Origin of the sequence: Acinetobacter sp. PC34 (assembly GCF_051789135.1) — a bacterium.
In the GTDB taxonomy this organism is placed as follows: domain Bacteria; phylum Pseudomonadota; class Gammaproteobacteria; order Pseudomonadales; family Moraxellaceae; genus Acinetobacter; species Acinetobacter johnsonii.
On the sequence record NZ_CP196664.1, the window covers coordinates 204,826 to 225,525 of the forward strand.

Annotated in this window: 16 protein-coding genes and 1 pseudogene; 11 read left to right on the forward strand and 6 right to left on the reverse strand. The window is 38.8% G+C overall.

Features of this window, described 5'->3' with window-relative positions; all coding sequences use genetic code 11:
* The first annotated feature begins 15 nt into the window (after positions 1-15).
* Positions 16-1,983, forward strand: a complete 1,968-nt coding sequence (locus ACSC9N_RS00925) for a BCCT family transporter (RefSeq protein ID WP_183174707.1) — start codon at positions 16-18, stop codon at positions 1,981-1,983.
* 49 nt (positions 1,984-2,032) lie between these two features.
* Here ACSC9N_RS00925 and omp33-36 read toward each other — a convergent pair whose 3' ends face one another.
* Positions 2,033-2,911, reverse strand: coding sequence for a porin Omp33-36 (omp33-36, locus tag ACSC9N_RS00930; RefSeq protein WP_183174708.1), 879 nt, complete (start codon positions 2,909-2,911; stop codon positions 2,033-2,035).
* A 1,085-nt stretch (positions 2,912-3,996) separates the two neighbouring features.
* Here omp33-36 and ACSC9N_RS00935 point away from each other — a divergent pair.
* Together ACSC9N_RS00935 and ACSC9N_RS00940 are read left to right on the forward strand one after the other, a co-directional pair.
* The gene (locus ACSC9N_RS00935; protein ID WP_178895762.1) at positions 3,997-5,706 is read left to right on the forward strand and encodes a GGDEF domain-containing protein; all 1,710 of its coding nucleotides are present in this window, start codon (positions 3,997-3,999) and stop codon (positions 5,704-5,706) included.
* Positions 5,707-5,816: 110 nt separating this feature from the next.
* Positions 5,817-6,284 carry an HIT family protein gene (locus ACSC9N_RS00940; RefSeq protein WP_101598932.1) on the forward strand — a complete coding sequence of 156 codons (468 nt, stop codon included), beginning with the start codon at positions 5,817-5,819 and terminating at the stop codon, positions 6,282-6,284.
* Positions 6,285-6,402: 118 nt separating this feature from the next.
* Here the strand turns inward: ACSC9N_RS00940 and uvrA are convergent, their stop codons facing one another.
* From uvrA to tenA, 3 genes are all read right to left on the reverse strand, one after another.
* Complete coding sequence (uvrA, locus tag ACSC9N_RS00945) at positions 6,403-9,234, reverse strand: excinuclease ABC subunit UvrA (RefSeq protein ID WP_058951558.1); 2,832 nt, start codon at positions 9,232-9,234, stop codon at positions 6,403-6,405.
* A gap of 320 nt (positions 9,235-9,554) precedes the next feature.
* Positions 9,555-9,929 carry a hypothetical protein gene (locus ACSC9N_RS00950; protein WP_058951559.1) on the reverse strand — a complete coding sequence of 125 codons (375 nt, stop codon included), beginning with the start codon at positions 9,927-9,929 and terminating at the stop codon, positions 9,555-9,557.
* 161 nt (positions 9,930-10,090) lie between these two features.
* Positions 10,091-10,765 carry a thiaminase II gene (tenA, locus tag ACSC9N_RS00955; RefSeq protein ID WP_058951560.1) on the reverse strand — a complete coding sequence of 225 codons (675 nt, stop codon included), beginning with the start codon at positions 10,763-10,765 and terminating at the stop codon, positions 10,091-10,093.
* A gap of 212 nt (positions 10,766-10,977) precedes the next feature.
* On the opposite strand from tenA, the gene ACSC9N_RS00960 reads away from it, so the two are divergent.
* From ACSC9N_RS00960 to ACSC9N_RS00985, 6 genes and pseudogenes are all read left to right on the forward strand, one after another.
* Positions 10,978-12,057 (forward strand): DUF475 domain-containing protein, encoded by a 1,080-nt coding sequence (locus ACSC9N_RS00960; RefSeq protein WP_058952492.1) that lies wholly within the window; start codon positions 10,978-10,980, stop codon positions 12,055-12,057.
* A 159-nt stretch (positions 12,058-12,216) separates the two neighbouring features.
* Positions 12,217-13,581 (forward strand): MFS transporter, encoded by a 1,365-nt coding sequence (locus ACSC9N_RS00965; protein ID WP_004978200.1) that lies wholly within the window; start codon positions 12,217-12,219, stop codon positions 13,579-13,581.
* Positions 13,582-13,632: 51 nt separating this feature from the next.
* Positions 13,633-14,217, forward strand: a complete 585-nt coding sequence (ssb, locus tag ACSC9N_RS00970) for a single-stranded DNA-binding protein (protein WP_058951561.1) — start codon at positions 13,633-13,635, stop codon at positions 14,215-14,217.
* A 151-nt stretch (positions 14,218-14,368) separates the two neighbouring features.
* Positions 14,369-14,557, forward strand: a pseudogene (locus ACSC9N_RS00975) (site-specific integrase); the annotation flags it as partial.
* A gap of 55 nt (positions 14,558-14,612) precedes the next feature.
* Positions 14,613-15,545 carry an IS5-like element ISAba12 family transposase gene (locus tag ACSC9N_RS00980; RefSeq protein WP_131230786.1) on the forward strand — a complete coding sequence of 311 codons (933 nt, stop codon included), beginning with the start codon at positions 14,613-14,615 and terminating at the stop codon, positions 15,543-15,545.
* Positions 15,546-15,702: 157 nt separating this feature from the next.
* Entirely contained in the window at positions 15,703-18,273 is a 2,571-nt protein-coding gene (locus ACSC9N_RS00985) for a toll/interleukin-1 receptor domain-containing protein (RefSeq protein WP_058951563.1), read from the forward strand.
* Positions 18,274-18,280: 7 nt separating this feature from the next.
* On the opposite strand, the gene ACSC9N_RS00990 is transcribed toward ACSC9N_RS00985, so the two are convergent.
* Positions 18,281-19,147 carry a DUF4231 domain-containing protein gene (locus ACSC9N_RS00990; protein WP_058952493.1) on the reverse strand — a complete coding sequence of 289 codons (867 nt, stop codon included), beginning with the start codon at positions 19,145-19,147 and terminating at the stop codon, positions 18,281-18,283.
* An 8-nt stretch (positions 19,148-19,155) separates the two neighbouring features.
* The gene (locus ACSC9N_RS00995; RefSeq protein WP_058951564.1) at positions 19,156-19,626 is read right to left on the reverse strand and encodes a TIR domain-containing protein; all 471 of its coding nucleotides are present in this window, start codon (positions 19,624-19,626) and stop codon (positions 19,156-19,158) included.
* Positions 19,627-19,939: 313 nt separating this feature from the next.
* Between ACSC9N_RS00995 and tnpA the strand changes: the two genes are divergently transcribed.
* Positions 19,940-20,323 (forward strand): IS66-like element accessory protein TnpA, encoded by a 384-nt coding sequence (gene tnpA / locus ACSC9N_RS01000; RefSeq protein WP_098733097.1) that lies wholly within the window; start codon positions 19,940-19,942, stop codon positions 20,321-20,323.
* Positions 20,320-20,655: an IS66 family insertion sequence element accessory protein TnpB gene (tnpB, locus tag ACSC9N_RS01005; protein WP_004282310.1), complete on the forward strand. Its 336-nt coding sequence runs from the start codon at positions 20,320-20,322 to the stop codon at positions 20,653-20,655. Before tnpA ends, tnpB begins: the two co-directional genes overlap by 4 nt.
* Positions 20,656-20,700 lie beyond the last annotated feature (45 nt).

Here is a 20,700-nt window from a genome sequence, read left to right on the forward strand (position 1 = left end):
TTTTCTGGGGGAATTATGCCTTCCATAAAGCCATCGCTGTTTGCAAACGTCAAACGGAATGTATTTCTCAGCACTGTCGTGATTCTGGTGCTTTTTCTGGCCTTGATTCTTTTTGATCCAAGTGGTTTTGAGGCTTTAACCAAACATTTAAATCAATGGATTATTGATTCATTTAGCTGGTTTTATGTTTTAGCCGTCGCGTTATTTCTGATCTTGCTGATCTTTATTGCGCTCTCCGATATGGGGAAAATCAAACTCGGCCCCGATCATAGTCTGCCTGAATATAGCAGTGGTTCTTGGTTTGCTATGCTGTTTACCGCAGGGATGGGGATTGGTTTGATGTTCTTCGGTGTCGCTGAACCGGTGATGCACTATGTCAACCCGCCCACGGGAGACGGGCAAACCGTAGATGCCGCACAACAAGCAATGCGAATCACCTTTTTCCACTGGGGATTACATGCATGGGCCATTTATGCGCTTGTGGGATTGTCGCTCGCCTATTTTTCTTTCCGACATAATTTGCCTTTAAAGGTTCGCTCTGCTTTATATCCTTTGGTGGGCAAAAAAATCTATGGTGCAACGGGAGATGCGGTTGATACCTTTGCAACCTTAGGCACCATTTTCGGGGTTGCGACCACACTTGGTTTTGGGGTGACCCAAATTAATTCGGGACTGAATTATCTTTTTGGCATTCAGCAAAGTATTGGCATTCAGGTCGGGCTAATCATTTTTGTCACTTTTTTAGCTTCGCTCTCAGTCGGTTTTGGTTTGGACAAAGGCATTAAACGGCTGTCTGAATTGAACTTGGTGCTGGCAGTGGTTTTACTGTTATTTGTGTTTTTTGCCAGTTCTTCCATTTATATCTTACAAACCAGCATTCAAAATGCAGGGCAATATGTATCTAATCTGTTCACGATGACTTTCAACCTCTATGCCTACCAACCCAATGGTTGGATTGGTGGTTGGACCATTATGTATTGGGCCTGGTGGATTTCATGGTCGCCTTTTGTTGGAATGTTTATTGCCCGAGTGTCTAAAGGTCGAACCATTCGCGAGTTCATTGTCGGGGTGTTGTTCATTCCAACAGGCTTTACCCTGATTTGGATGGGCTTCATGGGGAATGCAGCGCTGTTCAGTATTATTCAAGATGGGCACACTTCTTTAATCTCAGCGGTACAACAAGATTCATCCGTCGCACTGTTTGAATTTTTGACCCATTTACCTTTCTCTCAAATATCGAGCCTGATTGCGACCGTTCTGGTGGTACTATTCTTTGTGACTTCAGCCGACTCAGGCTCATTGGTCATTGATTACTTAACCGCAGAAACAGAAAATTCACCCTTATGGCAACGATTGTTTTGGACAATTTTGATTGCGTTACTGTCGATTATCTTACTGATGGCAGGCGGACTTTCAGCCTTACAATCGGCCACAATTATGAGTGCCTTGCCCTTTACTTTGATTATGTTACTGGTCTGTTGGGGCTTACTGAAAGCACTGCGTTTGGATGTCACCAAAATGCGTGCACTACAAGATGCGCGAATTACGCCACGTGCGATTCAAAATCCACGCAGTTGGCAACAACGTCTAGGTCTGATTATGCATTATCCGCATACCCAGTCTGAGGTTGAAGAATTCATTGGTCAGCAAGTACAACATGCATTTTCAGCGGTGCAAAAGGAATTTCAGCGCCGTCAGCTAGATGTGACCATTCAACCGATTGAGCATGGCTTGCAGTTACGCGTAGATCACCATAATGAAATTAACTTCATCTATCAGGTGGTTGCCCGTGAAACCCAGCCACCTAGTTTTATGGCGGATAGACTGGAGGAACAGCAGTTTTATCAAGCTGAAGTTTTCTTAAGAGAAGGTGGGCAGAATTATGATGTGATGGATTGGACTTTAGATGATCTCTTGCAAGATATTATTGACCAATATGAGCGTCATTTACATTTCTTAAATTTAGTCAGAGCCACAAACTAAAAAAAGGACGCTTAAAGCGTCCTTTTTTCTATTCAGTTTCTAAATTGAATTAGAAACGGAATTTAGCGTTTACGCCAACAGATTGTGTATCAAGATTTGCACTTTCAGCATTAGCATTTACATAGCTAGCACCTACAGCAATCGCTGGAGTGATGAAGTAGTTTACGTTCGCACCCCAAGCTGAATCTGGAGTACCAGCAAAGCTTGATTCAACATAAGAAGCACCAACACTTAACGCAGGTGTTAAGTAAAGGTCAGTTTTTAATTGGTAAGCAGTGTCGTCACCATAAACAAGGCCAGCTTCTAAGCCAAGCGCCATGTTAGTACCGTCGATGTTACCTACGTATTTAGTACGTGCCGTAATCGCGTCTTGGTCATCACCGATGGTTGCAGTTTCACCAACAGCTTTAACCGCGCCATTGCTCATTACGTTGAACGCATCAAGAGCAAATTGGTCAGCAACGCTAGTATAACCTACAGCAACCAAGAAGTTTGGAGCAGCTAAAGCACCCACTTCAAGAGCATAACGGTCGCCATTGTCATCAGGAGTTTCGCTGTTTTTACCATCCAAATGTGTGTGGCTATAAGACGCACTTGCATATGCTGGAACGAATTTAGTAGGAATATACGCTTCAGCTTTAGCGCCGTAGTTGTGTGCGATGAAATCAGTACCGTCAGTGCCTAATTCAGCATAGTTATATGCCAAAGAAACATTTGAAGCTTGGTTTAAAAAAGCAGCTTCAGCTAAAGGACCTTTAGATGAATCAACATCTTTAAAGTAGAAAGTACCTTGTAAACCGCCAGTAAAATCTTTGTCATTTGCATCAGATGCATCGATGTATTCAGATTGACCTTGTACTTCGAATTGGTATGCTTGAGCACCGGTCATGGCTAATAATAAAGCAGTGGCTAAACCGAGTTTTTTCATGATATTTACCAGATTGTTAACATTGGATTAAACTAATGCTATTCTATTGTAACAATTTATTAAGTCAATGAGCTCTAATGGTATTATATTATTGAGTAATTACTCTAGCTGTGTTAGAGGTTAAAAATTGCTCAATTGAGTGTATCCATGTCAACCAAAAAAAACTTACAGCAGAACAATAGGGTATACCTATTTAGAAAACAGAGAATGCAGGAAAATGAATTGTACTGAACTTGATTTTTAATTGGTAAATTAGATTGAATATATTGATATAAACGGTAAAAAAGTTAAATAAGGCACCTCAAATATAGGCGTTTTTGTGTCCTAAATCTAAAAAACGCCTAAAATTAGCGCAAAAAGCTCGTTTTTAGCTTGCATAATGTACATATCCTCTGGGTATTTGTGATAATTTTCACGATAATTATAGCGTTGTGTTAATCCATAGTGCTTTAGTTGGCTTTACAAGTGAACGGATTTATTTCATAATGACTTTAGCGAATCATTTAACAATATTGTTGTTTTCTGAGAAGCTAATTCTCCACAAACAGTTTTTGTTTATCTGCCCAACTTTCCCCAAGGTTGGGCTTTTTTTTATTTAAATTTTCGAGATCTTCTTTTTTCTGAATAAAAATATATTGGAGTTTAATGCGCCATAATGGTGCAAATGTGGGGCTGTATTTTTCATTAAAAACTTTTATTCGAGCAAAAAAAAACCAACTTCTAAGAGAAGTTGGTTTTTTCCGCCAAAATTTGTGGGAAAATTAGAATATTTGCTGAGGATATACTCTAATTCGCTCCAATACTGTGCATTATGCACTTAAATGTTGCATATGTAAATATAGGAACTTTAAAAAATGGGAATTAAAAATATTGAATGAAATTCACACTAAACATGAATATTATTAAGGATGGATTGACTCAGCTTTCATAGGTGAGTGAAAGTTTAGCTGTGATCATTTGGGGATGATGAAATCTTAAAACGATGCAAAACAAAGAATTAATCACTTAAATACACGATATACTGTTCGTATAATAAACAGTTAATTTAGTTTTCTTTTATTTGGGAATGGGGGCGTGGTTGAAGTATGCGAGAAATACGCTCTGAGTATTTGAGTCAAAAGCTGTATATTGCAATGAGCATTATTATTTTGTCATTGTGCAGCTTATCCATTCCGTTGATAGTTAAAAGTTATCGTGATTACAACAAAACCAACCAAGCTTTAACTGAAATACAAGCCTTACAGGCTGTTGCAGACTTGGCCAATAAGATTTCACGAGAGCGTGCACCAGCCAACAAACTCATGTCGAGTAATCAACAAGACTTTGCCAAACACGTGCTTGAGTTAAAACTATATCGGCTCACGGTGGATGAGCAGATGAAAAAGACTTTAGAGGTTTTAAAGCACTCGAACCTCCCAAATTTAGATTTAAGTTTAGTTGACCGTTTAGATGAAGCTTTAATGCAAGGCAGACAACAGGTAGATGCCTATGCAGCTCTACCACGTGAGCAACGTAATGCCGAGACCATGGATCAAGCCATCCTAAAAATGTTTAGTGCTTGGGATCGTAGTCATGATGTTTTAAAAGACGTAATCGCTGTATCTGAAGGCAAAGACACCGCTGTTTCAAACTTCTATGTCCAAATTTTATTATTAGCGGACTTACGTGATCAGGCCGGTCGTGCTGCATCCAATGTGATGGCACATGTGGCTTTTAAACAACCGATTCCTGAAACCAATTTAGCGCGTTCTTTACAGACTCGGAGGCAAGTGATGTATTTGTGGGAACTCATTGATACCTTACAGCCCGAGCGTGATAAAACCGAAGAATTTAAAGTGCTGCATCAAGCGGTTTATAACGAGTTTTTAGCCAAAGGGCTATTAATCGTAGAGCGCTTGATGAATGAAAGTATTTACCATCGACCGTACTATTTAACAGGGACACAGTTAACTGAAGCAATCGTTGATAAATTTTCGACCGTGGTGGAATTGCAAAATTATTTACTCAAATATAGCGTTGAAAAAGCCATTATCGAAAAGCATAAAGCACAAAATATTTTGCTCACAACGGTGGGTATTTCACTGATTTCAATTTTTGCGGCACTGTTTACCATGATCTATGCGCGCAAGAGAGTGTTTAGTCCACTCATTCAAGCGCGTGAAATTCTGTTTGATTTATCCCATTCAAGTATTCGCCCCAACCCGATGGATACCAAAGATCAACCCGCCAATATGTATTCTTTATTTACAGCAATTCAGCAGTTAAAACAGACGCTTCAGCAGCGAGATGCGTTGGAGTTTCGACTCAAGAATATTGCGCATTTGGATTCATTAACCGGGGTTGCAAACCGTTATGCGCTGAATGAATACATTAAACTTTTGGAAAATCAGCCGACTCAGTTTTCGGAAACTTGTTTAATGGTGATCGATATCGATCATTTTAAACAGGTCAACGATGTGTATGGACATCTGATGGGGGATCAGGTGATTCAGTTTGTGGTTGAAAAATTAAAAGAAAATATTCGGACATCTGACTTGTTGGTACGTTACGGTGGCGATGAATTTATTGTGCTGATTGAAAATGTTGGAATGGAGCGCGCTTTAAAAATTGCGGAAAAGATTCGTTCTGAGATTTATGAAGCGAAGCCACTTGATAATGTACGTTGCCCTGATTTAAAAGTTAGTATTAGTATTGGGGTCGCAATTGGTGCGACCAGTTGGATGGCACTGTTAGAAAAAGCCGATCGTGCTTTGTTTCAAGCCAAAGAGCAGGGTAAAAATAAGGTGGCGAGTTGAGTTTATTTGTGAAATTCTTAGCTACTGGAAATATCAAAAAAACCAGGGTGATATAACTCAATAGAAGTCTGTGTTTAAATTAAATTTGATAATAATAGAAGGAGCTAAACGTGAGCGAAGGCTGTATTTTTTGTCAGATGATTCAAAATAAAATACCTTGCCACGTCATTGATAGCAATGATGACTATATGGCTTTTTTGACTATCTTTCCAAATACATTAGGCGCAACGGTTGTGATCCCGAAAAAGCATTATGCAAGTTATGCTTTTGATTTAGATGATGATGTTTTAACTGGGTTAATACTCTATACCAAGAAAATTGCGAAAAAGTTAGATGGATTCTTTGAAGACGTTGGACGTACCGCAATGGTATTTGAAGGTTTTGGTGTCGATCATATACATGCAAAATTGTTCCCTATGCATGGAACTATGCAAGTGCATGAAAACTGGAAAGCTGTAAATTCTAATGTTGATAAATACTTTGAGCAGTACGAAGGCTATATTTCATCACATGATTTTCAGCGAGCAAATGATGACGAGTTGGCGAAATTGGCGGAGAAGATTCGAGCATTTGAGTAATATAAGTAAACTGTTGGTATGGTAATCCCCCCTAACCCCTCTTTGATAAAGAGGGGAACACCATTTGATTAGTAATGGGAACTCCCTCCTTTTTAAAAGGGGGGGTGGGGAGGATTTACTACTTCAACATCGGCTTCAAAAACTTCGCAGTATGCGAAACTTTATTCTTCGCCACGTGTTCAGGCGTTCCTTCCGCAATAATCATCCCACCACCTGCACCACCTTCAGGGCCCAAATCAATCAACCAGTCAGCAGTTTTGATCACATCCAAATTATGCTCAATCACCACAATAGTATTGCCCTTATTGCGTAGCTCATGAAGGATATCTAACAGTTTAGCAATGTCATGGAAATGTAGACCTGTAGTGGGTTCATCCAAGATATATAACGTTTTACCTGTATCACGTTTTGCCAATTCACGTGCTAATTTCACACGTTGCGCTTCACCACCTGATAGAGTCGTTGCTGACTGACCTAAACGAATATAGCCCAAGCCCACTTGATTCAGTGTTTCTAAACGACGATGAATCACAGGAATCGCATCAAAGAAATGCATTGCATCTTCAACTGTCATATTCAGTACATCGGAAATATTCTTACCTTTATAACCCACTTCTAACGTTTCACGGTTATAACGTTCACCATGACAATTATCACAAGGCACATACATATCAGGTAAAAAGTGCATAGCCACTTTGATCATGCCATCACCTTCACAGGCTTCACAACGACCACCTTTCACGTTAAACGAGAAACGTCCCGCAGCATAACCACGTGCTTTGGCTTCAGGTGTTTGCGCAAACAATTCACGAATTGGGGTAAACAAACCCGTATACGTTGCAGGGTTAGAACGAGGTGTACGGCCAATCGGGCTTTGGTCAATATCAACAACTTTATCAAGGAATTGCAGACCATCAATTGAATCAAATTTTTCAGCCGTTAAAGTGGTTGCACCATTAAGCTGTGTTGCTGCTAAAGGCAATAAAGTACGATTAATCAACGTTGATTTACCTGAACCAGATACACCAGTCACACAGGTCATCACACCCAAAGGAATGGTTAAATCCACATTCTGTAGGTTATGACCCGCAGCACCCATCAATTTAATTTGTTCTTCAGGCTTTGGTGGTTCAGTACGTTTTTTCGGTACTTCAATTTTCAGTTTGCCTGATAAATATTGACCTGTAAGTGATTCACTATTCGCAAGGATTTCATCATAAGTCCCTTCAGCAATCACATGACCGCCATGAATACCAGCGCCAGGACCAATATCGATAATATGATCCGCTGCACGAATCGCATCTTCATCATGCTCAACGACTAAAACGGTATTCCCCAAATCACGTAAGCGGACTAAGGTTTCCAATAGGCGATCATTATCACGTTGATGCAGACCAATCGATGGTTCATCGAGGACATACATCACACCCATCAAACCTGCACCGATTTGCGAAGCCAAACGAATACGTTGCGCTTCACCACCAGACAATGTTTCTGCTGAACGAGATAGACTTAAATAATTCAAACCCACAGAGACTAGAAAGTGCAGGCGCTCACGAATTTCTTTAAAGATTTTATCGGCAATTTCACCTTTTGCACCATCAAGATTTAAATCTTGATAATAACTTTCCGCATCACCAATCGACATTTTGGTAATTTGGGCAATGGTTTTGTCTTTTACTCGAACATGACGTGAAATTTCATTTAGACGTGATCCGCCGCAGGCATCACATGCCGCATTAGACAGGTACTGTGCTAAATCATCACGAACATAGTTACTCTCAGTTTCACGATAGCGACGTTCTAAATGTGGCAAAATTCCTTCAAAAGGTTGCACACGATTATGCTTACGACCACGTTCGTCGATATAACTTAAATCAACTTTTTCTTTGCCTGTACCGTATAAAAATTTCTTTTTGGTATCCGCATCCAATTCATTCCAAGGTGTATCCAAAGAAAAACCAAAATGCGCTGCCACTTTTTCAATCATGCTGTAATAATACGGACGTTGACGATCCCAACCACGAATAGCACCTTGGCTAATCGATACATCAGGACTTGGAATGAGTTTTTCAGCACTAAAATGGCTACGGGTCCCTAAACCATCACAGGTTGGGCAGGCACCAAAGGGATTGTTGAATGAGAATAGACGAGGTTCTAATTCTGCGACAGCACGGTCACATTCAGGACACGAGTGTTTAGCCGAAAAGACCCGATCTGGGTGTTCACCGTTCATCCAAGACAAAACAGCAATATCACCACCTAAGCGCAGTGCCGTTTCAAAAGATTCTGCAATCCGGTTGCCGAGGTCATCACGAACTTTAAAACGATCCACCACCACTTCAATGGTGTGTTTTTTCTTTTTATCGAGTTCTGGAATTGGGTCGAGATCAACAATTTCACCATCGACGCGCGCTCGGACAAAACCTTGACTTTGTAATTGTTCAAACAAGTTGGAATATTCGCCTTTACGCTCACGCACCACTGGTGCAAGCAGCATCAGTGCTGTCCCTTCATCCAATCCTTTTACGGCATCGACCATTTCCGATACGGTCTGTGCCACCATCGGCAAATCATGCTCTGGGCAAAATGGCGTGCCGACACGTGCGTAGAGTAGACGTAAATAGTCATAAATTTCGGTAATGGTTCCCACCGTAGAACGTGGGTTATGGCTGGTTGACTTCTGTTCAATCGCAATGGCAGGGCTTAAACCTTCAATTGAGTCAACTTCAGGTTTTTCCATTTGTGACAAGAACTGGCGCGCATAGGCCGAAAGCGATTCGACATAACGACGCTGGCCTTCGGCGTACAGCGTATCAAATGCAAGCGATGACTTACCTGAACCAGAAAGTCCCGTGATCACCACGAATTTGTCGCGGGGAATATCAAGGTTCACATTTTTTAAGTTATGGGTACGTGCGCCTCGAATACGGATATGACTTTGGCTCATAAAACTATCTCGAAATTGTGCAGATGAAGGAGGTATATGATAACGACTTATGCTTTATTCAAGTGTTAAACATGATTTTATAGCGAAAAATCATGTCGGCCAAAAGAAAATTGATGCTGCTAGACTGTAGCTAGATTTCAGTGTTGAAACAAGTCTCAAGCTATCGATATTGGCTGTGACTGAAAACAGGAAGGTATTTATAAGTTCCCTAAAAAAGAGTGGATCACCCATTCGGCGCAAAGCAAAAGTTGAATCATGACTGTGTTATTTTTGGTTTGCCGTACGCCTTCAGGGATAGAGCATTGTTATGGTTGCAGTATTTAACATGCTAGCGCATAAGGACGTTCAAAGATTGAATCGACCGTCTCAAAAGCAAAGGGACGGATAATGTCATGATGGAGACGGACATAGAAATTGACTTCGTGCTCAAGAGTTTGTAAGAAGGCGTCGTAGTCATCTTCAAAGTCTGGTAGGTCGAGTAAGTCTTGTTCTCGACTCAAAACGCAATGATATTTTTTAATAAACGCCAACATCAATTTTTGAATATGTGGATTGGTATAATAAATGAGATAGGTCGCGGCAGAACCGCAGTGTAAACAGCCTTTTTCAAGGTAAATTTCTTCGTTATTCAGCCAGCAACATTGTACGGTAAAAAATGCACGAATGGCTTCAGTACCTAGAGTATCAGGATGCATGAGAACGGCCCTCGAAAGTTAATTATGCAAATGATAATTATTATCATTATTGAAGTTTAGTTTTAAATGCTTAAAATAGCAATCGCGCCTTCTGAAAAAATACGATATTCGGTCAATAAAAAGCCCTGAAGGGTTCAGGGCTTTTTGGATCATTTTCGCTTTTAAGCGTGGTCTAAACCGAGCCATTGCTGCTGTTTATAAGCGCTGTCCCAGAACAACCATTCCAGTTCAGCCCCTTTACGGTAGGCTTTATGCATTTTCTCAATGGTATCCGCATCGCAACGTGCAGCCACTTTATCGATGGTTGCAATTACATTACGTACCGCTTGGTTGAATTCTTCCCCCGCGTAAGTATTAATCCACGCTTGGTACGGGTTGTTGGCGATAGAGTTACCCACAATGTCTTTACCCACTTCAGCATAAATCCAAAAACAAGGTAAGAGTGCTGCTAACACTACAGGGTAGCTTTCAGACCATGCTGTTGCCGTTAGAAATGAAGTGTAATGGTGACATGCTAAAGTTAGCGGTGTTTCTTCAAACTGCTGCTTTGAAATATCAAAATTTTTCATAAAGCCATCATGTAAACTGCGTTCCACCACAATCGCTTCTTTAGCCCCTTGGCTAAACTGAATAATGTCGTCAGCCTCATACGCTTTGGCACCACACACCGCTAAAGCACGACCATAAGCCACCAAGTAGTGCGCATCTTGAATCACATAATGGCAAAACGCTTCTTTATTAAGTGTGCCTGAAGCCAATTCTTGGTTAAAAGGTAAAGCCAGTGTTTTTTGATATAAGTCGACATTACGTTGCCAAACGTCTTGGGAAAAGGCCATGATTAGATCCTGAGGGAAGCCAAAATATGGGCAAGACTATAACAACAGTTTACGCGGAACAACAATCCATCTCCGTACATCGGTGAGATAAGTAAAAATTAACGAAGATGTTTTGGTTTCAGGCGCAAAAAGCGTCATAATTGCGGCCATAAAACTCAACCTGTTTTTTAAGTTTTCGTTCATCTCCAAATTTTTTTATAGGTCGATCTGTCATGATGAAACATTTTGGTTTCTCTATCATTTTTACGATCGTGTGTCTTGCGTTGTCTGCGTACTGGGGTTTTACCCATGGACCAGAAGCGGGCTTAAAGACCATGTTTACTGCTTTGACCATCACTGCAATTTTAGCGGTGATGGAGGTCTCGTTATCTTTTGATAATGCCGTTGTCAATGCATCTGTGTTACGAGGTTGGGATCATTTTTGGAAAATGTTATTCCTTACCGTGGGTATTTTAGTCGCTGTATTTGGTATGCGTTTAATCTTCCCTGTCGCAATTGTGGCGGTAACTGCAGATATGGGCTTCGTTGAAGTTGTTCAATTGGCTTTAAATGATCCAAAAACCTACTCACAACGTCTGATGGATCACCACCCTGAAATAGCTGCATTTGGTGGCGCGTTCTTATTGTTAGTGTTTCTTAACTTCTTTTTGGATGAAGGTAAAGATACGCACTGGTTCCGTTGGTTGGAGCGCCGTTTGGCGAACTTGGCTAATGTTCCTGCAATGTCAGTCTTCCTTGCACTGATTGCACTTTTGGTGATGGCGGCTAATGTCGATGAAGCTAAACGTCTCGTGGTGACCATGGCGGGAATCTGGGGCATCGTGGTTTACATTGGCGTACAAGTCTTGAGTCATTTGTTGGGTGGTGAACCTGAAGTTGATGAAGACGGCAATGCAGTTACACATGATGCCAATGGCGCAACCACGGGTGTGGTCAAAGCAGGTATTGGTGGTTTCTTATACCTAGAAGTACTTGATGCATCGTTCAGTTTTGATGGCGTAATTGGTGCATTTGCGATTACTTCCGATGTTGTGATTATTATGCTGGGTCTCGCGATTGGTGCGATTTTCGTGCGTTCGATGACGATTTACTTGGTAGAAAAAGGGACTTTGGATGCCTATGTCTTCCTTGAGCATGGTGCACACTACGCAATTGGTGCTTTAGCATTCATTATGCTGGCAAGTGGCACAGGTCTACATGTACCAGAAGTTGTCACGGGTTTAATTGGTGTGGCCTTTATTGTTTGGGCTGTTATTGCTTCTATTCAATACAAAAAACATCAAGCCGCTTAAAGCAGATTGCTTTAAACCGTGGAAAAGCGCAGCTCAGGCTGCGCTTTTTGTTTTTCAGATCAGGAAGGCTTTTATTAAACATAAAATTCATGCCGCTAGTCAGATTGAATAGCCTATAATCTTGATCCAAGATTAATTCAATACAGTCTGTCCTTGTTTATGATGAATGCTTTAGAACGTCGTTCAACTTTTGCCTTAAGCAGTATTTTTGCCTTACGCATGTTGGGTTTGTTCATGATCATCCCTGTATTTTCTGTGGCAGGGCAGACCTATGAATATGCAACGCCTGCGTTGCTCGGTTTGGCTGTGGGGATTTATGGCTTAACACAGGCCATTTTACAGATTCCTTTCAGCTTAATTGCCGACCGTTATAGCCGTAAGCCTTTGGTGGTTTTTGGGCTGCTTCTGTTTGCTTTGGGTGGTGCAATTGCAGCGATGTCAGACACCATTTATGGGGTGATTATTGGTCGTGCCATTGCGGGTGGTGGAGCAGTGTCTGCCGTGGTGATGGCACTACTGGCGGATGTGACCCGTGAAGAAAACCGTATGAAAGCCATGGCAACCATGGGCATGAGTATCGGGGTTTCTTTTGCTGTGGCTTTTAGTTTGGGGCCGTGGCTTACCGGTTTAGTAGGAATTTCAGGATTATTTTGGGTGACCACCATCATGGGTTTGGCGGCCATTTCGATGTTATTTTTGGTGCCCAAAGTCACCCGCCATCATCGTAATTATCAGCAAGGTTATTTGGCTCAGCTCAAACAAGTCTTAAAAATGGGGGATCTGAACCGTCTGCATGTGTCAGTGTTTAGCTTACATTTATTGCTGACGGCAATGTTTATTTATGTTCCCTCACAGCTCATCGATTTTGCAAAAATTCCACTAAATTCGCATGGCTGGGTGTATTTGCCACTGTTGGTGATTAGCCTATTTTTTGCCTTTCCAAGTATTGTGTTGGCTGAAAAATATCGCAAAATGCGAGGCATCTTTTTAACGGCCATTGGCGGCATTATTTTAGGCTTAGGCATCCTAATTTTTGGCTTTGAGTCGAAGTATATCTTGCTGACAGGTTTGGGCTTATTCTTTATTGCTTTTAACGTTATGGAAGCGTTGCTGCCGTCATGGTTATCGAAAGCTGCACCGATTCAGTCCAAAGCGACTGCGATGGGCGTAAATGCCAGCAGCCAGTTTTTAGGCGCATTCTTTGGTGGTGTCACAGGTGGTCAGTTGTTGCTGTTAAACAATACTGCTTTGGGTTGGAGCATCCTGACTGGACTGGCGATTGTTTGGTTATTGATTAGTTTTGGCTTGGCACAACCGCGTTATTTGTCTTCGATGGTATTGCGTTTACCTGAACATAAACAAACGGACGAATGGACTTCACAGCTTTTAGCGATTCGTGGTATTGAAGAGGTCGTGGTGATGTCTGATCAGCAAGTAGCGTATGTAAAAGTCGATAAGCAGCAAATAGATGATGCTACGCGACAAGATTTAACGCAGTTGTTGGGGAAAGAGGTAGCCATTTAAGCATAACTCTTATAAAGTAAATAATAGAAATAGATAGGAAGTAAACATCAGATGCGCGGTGTAAATAAAGTTATTTTAGTGGGCACATTAGGCCGAGATCCAGAGACGAAAACTTTTCCAAACGGTGGTTCGTTGACCCAGTTTTCAATTGCCACGAGCGACTCTTGGACAGACAAAAGCACAGGTGAGCGTAAAGAGCAAACCGAATGGCACCGTATTGTGTTACACAACCGTCTAGGTGAAATTGCGCAACAATACCTACGTAAAGGTTCGAAAGTTTATATTGAAGGTTCACTGCGTACTCGTCAGTGGACAGATCAAAATGGTCAAGAACGCTACACTACAGAAATTCGTGGTGAGCAAATGCAGATGCTCGACAACAACCGTCAGCAAGGTGAGCAAATGCAAGGCGGAAATGATGGTTATGCACAACCACGTTTCAACAATAACCAAGGTGGTGGTTATAACAATAACAACAACCAAGGCGGTTATGGCGCCAATCCTGCAGCAGGTAATAGCAACAATCAACAAAGTGGTTATGCGAACAATAACCCAAGCGGTTTTGCACCCAAGGCGGCTCCTCAGTCAGCGCCTGCGGCAGCACCAGCAGATATGGATGATGATCTTCCGTTTTGAGACACACTAGAGATATATTTTTGTAAAGTTTATAAAATTTATCTTTATATTTAGTAGGTTACAGAGAAAGTTTACAGATACTAAAATAGTTCTGTAAACTTTTTTTTATTATGATTTAATATATTTAATACTTAGACTTTTTGTAAAATTTATGCTTTCAGTTAAAAGATTTGTCATGAATAGTGGGGAAAGATTTGCTGTCTTAATTGATAGTAATGGTCTCCCTCTAACATACCCAAATCTTTATACGATGATTTATTTGAGAAACAGAGGGCATTCGGTTAACACAATTGTTGCGGTACTTGAAGATATTGAACTGCTTTACCATATTTTTCATAAATGGCTTTGTTGCACAAACCTATCTGTAAAGGGTTTTTCAGCGATATAATTTTCAAATGAAGAAGCCTGCACACAAAATCTACCGCACAACCAATTGGCCCGCATATAACCGAGCACTCATGAGTCGCGGAAATATTGCCATTTGGTTTGATCCTGCTACGCAATGGTATGCGCCATCAAAAGGCAAACAAGGGCGAAATCAAACCTACTCCGACGCAGCCATCCAATGCTGCTTAATGATTAAATCCTTATTCCGTCTGTCTTTACGTAAGGTCACTGGCTTTGTGCAAAGTCTGATTAAACTTTGCGGATTAAATTGGATAGCTCCAGATTACACCACGCTTTGTAGAAGACAAAAGCATATTGATATTGTAATCAGCTACCAAAAAAGTAGTGATGGGCTGCATCTACTCATGGACTCTACAGGCATGAAGTTTCTAGGTGAGGGCGAATGGAAACGCAAGAAACATGGACCTGAATATCGTCGCCAATGGCGTAAACTTCATATTGGTATAGATGCTAAAACCCTACAAATACGAGCAGTTCAGCTTAAAACCAATAATGTCAGTGATTCACAGGTGCTTGGTGATTTACTTAATCAGATTCCACAAGATGAGCAGATTAACTCTGTTTATACCGATGGAGCTTATGACACCAAGCAATGCCGTCAGGTCATTGCAGATCGGCAAGCGCATGCGGTGATTCCACCTAGAAAAAATGCGAAACAATGGAAAGATACAAAGAGTAGCTCGCTAGAGCGAAATGAATTACTTCGAACAATTAAACGTTTAGGCAGGACACTATGGAAAAAATGGTCAGGCTATCATCGGCGAAGTTTGGTTGAAACTAAGATGCATTGCATCAAATTATTAGGAGATAAACTCAGTGCAAGGAGTTTTGATAGCCAAGTGAATGAGATCCATGCACGTGTAGCAGTCCTTAACAGATTTACGGAATTAGGTCGCCCACTTACCCAAGTTACGCCTTAAATTTAGCTCAATTAGGGGCGCTTTGCATTTCAAATCTTTGTGCAAAAAGCCTATCGCTGAAAAACCCTTTACAGATAGGTTTGTGCAACAAAGCCTAAAAATACTATAGAATAGATGAAAAATTTAACAATATTTTTATGGGGTTGAGGGTAGTTTAGTGGCTAAAATTTTTATTAGTTATGCACATAAAGATGAAGATCATAAGAATGCATTAACAGAGCATTTATCTCCCTTAGTAAGAACTGGTTTGATTGAAGAATGGAACGATAGAAAATTAGTACCAGGCACAAATTGGGCAAATGAAATATCAGAAAATTTACAAAATTCCACAATTATTCTTTTTTTAATTAGTTCTAGTTTTCTAGATTCAGACTATTGTATAGAAGTAGAAGCACAAACCGCATTAAAAATGCACAAGGAAGGTAAAGCACAACTTATACCAGTAATTCTTAGACCTAGTATGTGGAATAAGAACTCTGATTTATCAGAGCTTCAAGCATTACCAACAGATGCAAAGCCTATTACTAAATGGGATGATGCAGATGAGGCTTGGTTGGATGTAGTGCAAGGTCTTAATACTGTAATTACTACTTTTCAGCCAGTCGAGATTATGAAAACTAATAAAATTATAGATTCTGAAGAGAATATCGGTATAACTACAGATATTGAAAATTGGTTAAATGATACTGAAATAACTCTAACCCATAGAAATGTTACAAAAATAGGATTAGATCAAATCTTTATTACCCCTGATGTAGAGATAAAAAATGAAAATATAGGGGGTGAATTAAAATTTTATCATGACTCAGGAGATGTATTAAGAAAATGGGATGAAATATTAATTGTAGCGGAAGAGCAACAGGGTAAATCATCACTTCTAAAATATCATTACAGAGATCAACTTATTAAGGGTTTTTTACCTTTATATATAAGTGCAGCGGAAATTAAGAAATCTAATACGGAAGAAATAATTAAGAAACAGTTAAAAAAACAATATAACAATTTAAGTTTTGATGATTATATTAATTCTAATAAAGCAATTTTATTATTAGATAATGTTGATCAAATCGGTTTAAATCCTAAATATCGCAATATACTTTTAAGTGAATTTAATAAAATTTTTATAAAGAAAATTTATACATCTCAAATTTCATATTTATTAATGATTAATGATATACCACCTCTTTTAAATTTTACAAAGGCAGAGATATTAGGCTTAGGGCATAAGAAAAGAGAAAAACTAATTCAAAAATGGGTTTCGTTAGGTATTGAAGAAACTATTCAAGAAAAAGATTTATATGAAAGATGTGATGATTTAAAAGAACGACTTAATACTATTGTTAAAAGAAATATTGTTCCATCAAAGCCAATATATATATTAATGATGCTTCAAATGTTTGAAGCTCATAAAAACTTAAATTTAGAGCTATCTTCCCATGGTCATTGTTATCAACAATTAATTTACCAGTCATTTGAGAATGCAAAAATAAATGAAAGAGAATATGATAAGTATTTAAATGTATTAACAGAATTAGCATGGAGAATATTTGTTAAAGAATCAGATTTAAATGCTTATGAACTTGAAGAATTTTTTTCTTATTATCAAAAAGAATTTCTAAATATAGATAAAGAAATAATTCTTAAGAAATTAGTAGGACATTCAATATTAATGAAAAATGGTATTTATACAGGATTTAAATATCCATATATATTCTATTTTTTTGTAGGTAAGAAAATTGCTGAATCATTTTCAGAGGATGAAGAAGCTAAAGTAAAAGTGGATTACTTAATAGATAATATGCATCGTGAAGACTTTGCAAACATTCTTATTTTTATAACACATCATACTAAAGATGCATGGGTTCTTGACAAAATAAATAATATAATGCAGTCACTATTTGATTCTAATGAGGAGGCTTCTTTAGAAAAATCCCAGCTTAAATTTATGGATGAGTTTATGAAACAAATTCCTGAAATAATAATTGAACAAAGAGTTGTTCAAAGTGAGCGTGATAAACATAATGAAAATTTGGATCTAGCTGAAAGATCAGGTAATCATGAAATTAATAAACTTGAAGCAAATTATGTAGATGTTTCTAAAGATATATTAGCGAATATTAATAAGGCTTTTAAAGGGATGGAAATTTCTGGCCAAATTATCAGAAATAGACACGCTTCATTAAAAAGAAGAGCATTAAATGATTTAGCAATAAAAAGTATTAAATCAGGGTTAAGGTTTTTACAATATTTTATTCAGGTTACTGATATTGCTAAAAAAGAAATAGTTCAGTTAATTTCACAACAATTAGCTGAAAACCCTAGTCTTTCAAATAAAGAAATAGAAAAGTATGCTGAAAATGCTTATACACATTTAACATATAATGTTATGCAAGCAGTAATAAGAAAAATAGCAGCTTCGATCGGATCGAAAGAAGCTTTAGAAGTTTATGATAATATTAAAGAAGAAAATGAAACACCGGCTTTAATTTTATTAAACCAGTGCATTCATCTACATTTTAATAAAAAGCTAGATATGTCAAAAATTTCTAATACAGCGGATCAATTAAGAAGTAATCCAGTTTGCTTTAGAATTCTTAAAGAACTAATAGTACAACATATATATATGTTTCCAACTGACTATAAGGAAAAACAACAGCTTTCTCAATTACTGCGCCTTCCTATTCAACAACAAAATATAATAGGAAAAAAGCAAAAAAGCTTAGCTTAGTAAGTATTTAGTATATGTCTTTTCTTGCTACCCATTGAGTGTGTTCGCGAGAAAAGGCATTTTCTGCATCACCAACAAATACAGAAAATTCGTCTTCGTTCATTTCATCTAATGCTTGAGACTTGATAATATTAATTTCATGTGCAGCTAAAGTATATGAAGCAGCCAGTTCTGAAAATCTTTTAGCTTGTATCCATGTTAAAATGCTTGCTGCTGCTGCAATAAAAATATCGGTAGGCCACGGTGTAATATCAGCAAAAGCTATTTTTGTAGCTGCTAATATGACTGCGATACTATTCATTATAATCAATATTATGAAGAAAAAATTTGATTTATCTTGATTATATTTTGCTTTTGCTGAATACCAATCGTTCTGGTCTTTAATTCTATATAGGTGATAATTTTGTTGTCTTGTCTTTAGATCTTTTGAACGCATTTCGATCATTTTTTTAGTGATTTGTTCATCACCAAGATGATTTGAATAGTTTTGACAGACTTCTCGATTTTGCTGGACTGCTTGATTTAAAGTTTTAATAAACTCACTTTTAGATTCTTTATCTTCATTATTAAATGGTTCTGCTTTACTAATATATCTCCAAGTTAATGTCTTAATTGATTCAGCAAGAGCTCTGCCAGAATACCAAATTTTTTCCGGTTTTTGAGTGGCTAAGTATATTGAACACAATAAAGTGGTTAATAGTACAAGTAATTGTAGTAAAGGAATTATCCAATGTGATATAGGAATGAAGGATAAAATTGCAGCTATTACTAAAGTAATTAAATTTGTTTTTAAAACAAGTTTAAATTTATCTTGATAATTTTTCGCTACTTTATCTGCGGCTAGAAATAAACCTGGAAAGTCTTCCTCTTTCATACTCACTCTCAATATCCAAGTTGTTGATAAATAGAATCTGGGTAATACCAGTTTCCACTTGGCTGCTTAACCCAATACTGTAGAGCATAGGCTACGATCTCTGCTGAAAAAGGAACAAATACTGCACCAATATCTTGTAAAAAAGTTGGACAAGTAGAGAAATTTAATTGGCGTGATCCATCTAAATTTACAGCAATGATTCGGCAGTTTTTTTCTAAGGCAACTTCAACTTCCCACTTAACAAATGTATTTTTCAAATAAGTATCTTTTCCTACTAGTACAATTAATGTACCAGCCATATTGATACGTTCTCTGCATAATCTTTTTATATAAGCTTCATTTACCGATTGTATAGCAGTATGTAATTGGCAATCAGTAAAATTAAAATTTATGTGCTTATTGGCTTTCCATGCCTGCATTAATCTGTAGTAATGAATATCAGTACTACTGAAGCTAACAAAAGTTCGAGGTAACCCCATAATTTTATGAGCCTTGATGATTAGAAAATGATTAAAATCTTAACAAAATTTTCATACAAATAGTTTAAGAGTTTTAAAAGTGAATTAAGACGACAAAAAAATTAACATTATTGTATTAAGTGCATAAAAGAGTTAGAAAAAGTGGGGCTCAGCGGACGCTTCCGTTCTAGATCATATACCCAAGTAATTTGTTAAGTTGTTTAAAGGTTTATTGTTTTAAATTCATTGTAAGCGTCCGCTGAACACACCTTATGAATTCATCCTATAAGCCTTAATTTAGTCCCCACTTAAAAACAAGTGGGGACTAAAATTTATGACTACAAATAACCAGACATCCATCGCATCTCTTGCGAAAAAACGAAGAACATACAGTGCTGAATTTAAACAGCAGATCGTTCAGGCTTGTAAAGCACCGGACGTTTCAATTGCTTCGGTCGCTTTGCAACATGGATTGAATACAAATCTTGTATCCAAATGGATTCGCTTAATTGATGCTAAGCCAGGGAATGATCGCTCACCACTACCGAATAAACCTGCATTTATTGCCTTATCCTGCTCTGCACCATTAGATCCTACTCCTACTGACATATTAACGGTTCAAATTACTTTACCCCACTCAAAAGCAGAAATTGGCTTGAAATGGCAAGTATCAAAAATATCTGCTTTAGCAGAATTACTCAAGGCACTGGCAACATGATCCGTATCGATGAAATCTGGTTGTCTACCCAGCCCATGGACATGCGAGCAGGAATGGATACGGCCATGGCTCAGGTGGTGAGAGCCTTTGGCTACATCAAACCGCATTGTGCTTACCTGTTCTGTAATAAACGTGGCCATCGCATGAAAGTACTGGTGCATGATGGACTGGGGATCTGGCTGTGTGCCCGGCGGCTGGAACAGGGCAAATTTCACTGGGCTAAAGTTCACCAGGGTGAAAGCGTAGCCCTCAGCCCGGAACAGTTACAGGCACTGATCCAGGGTTTGCCCTGGCAGCGCATTGGACAACAGCAGGTAGTGACGATGCTCTAAACCAGGCTGCTACATTCTGCTATTCTCCAAACGTTCTATTTCCTC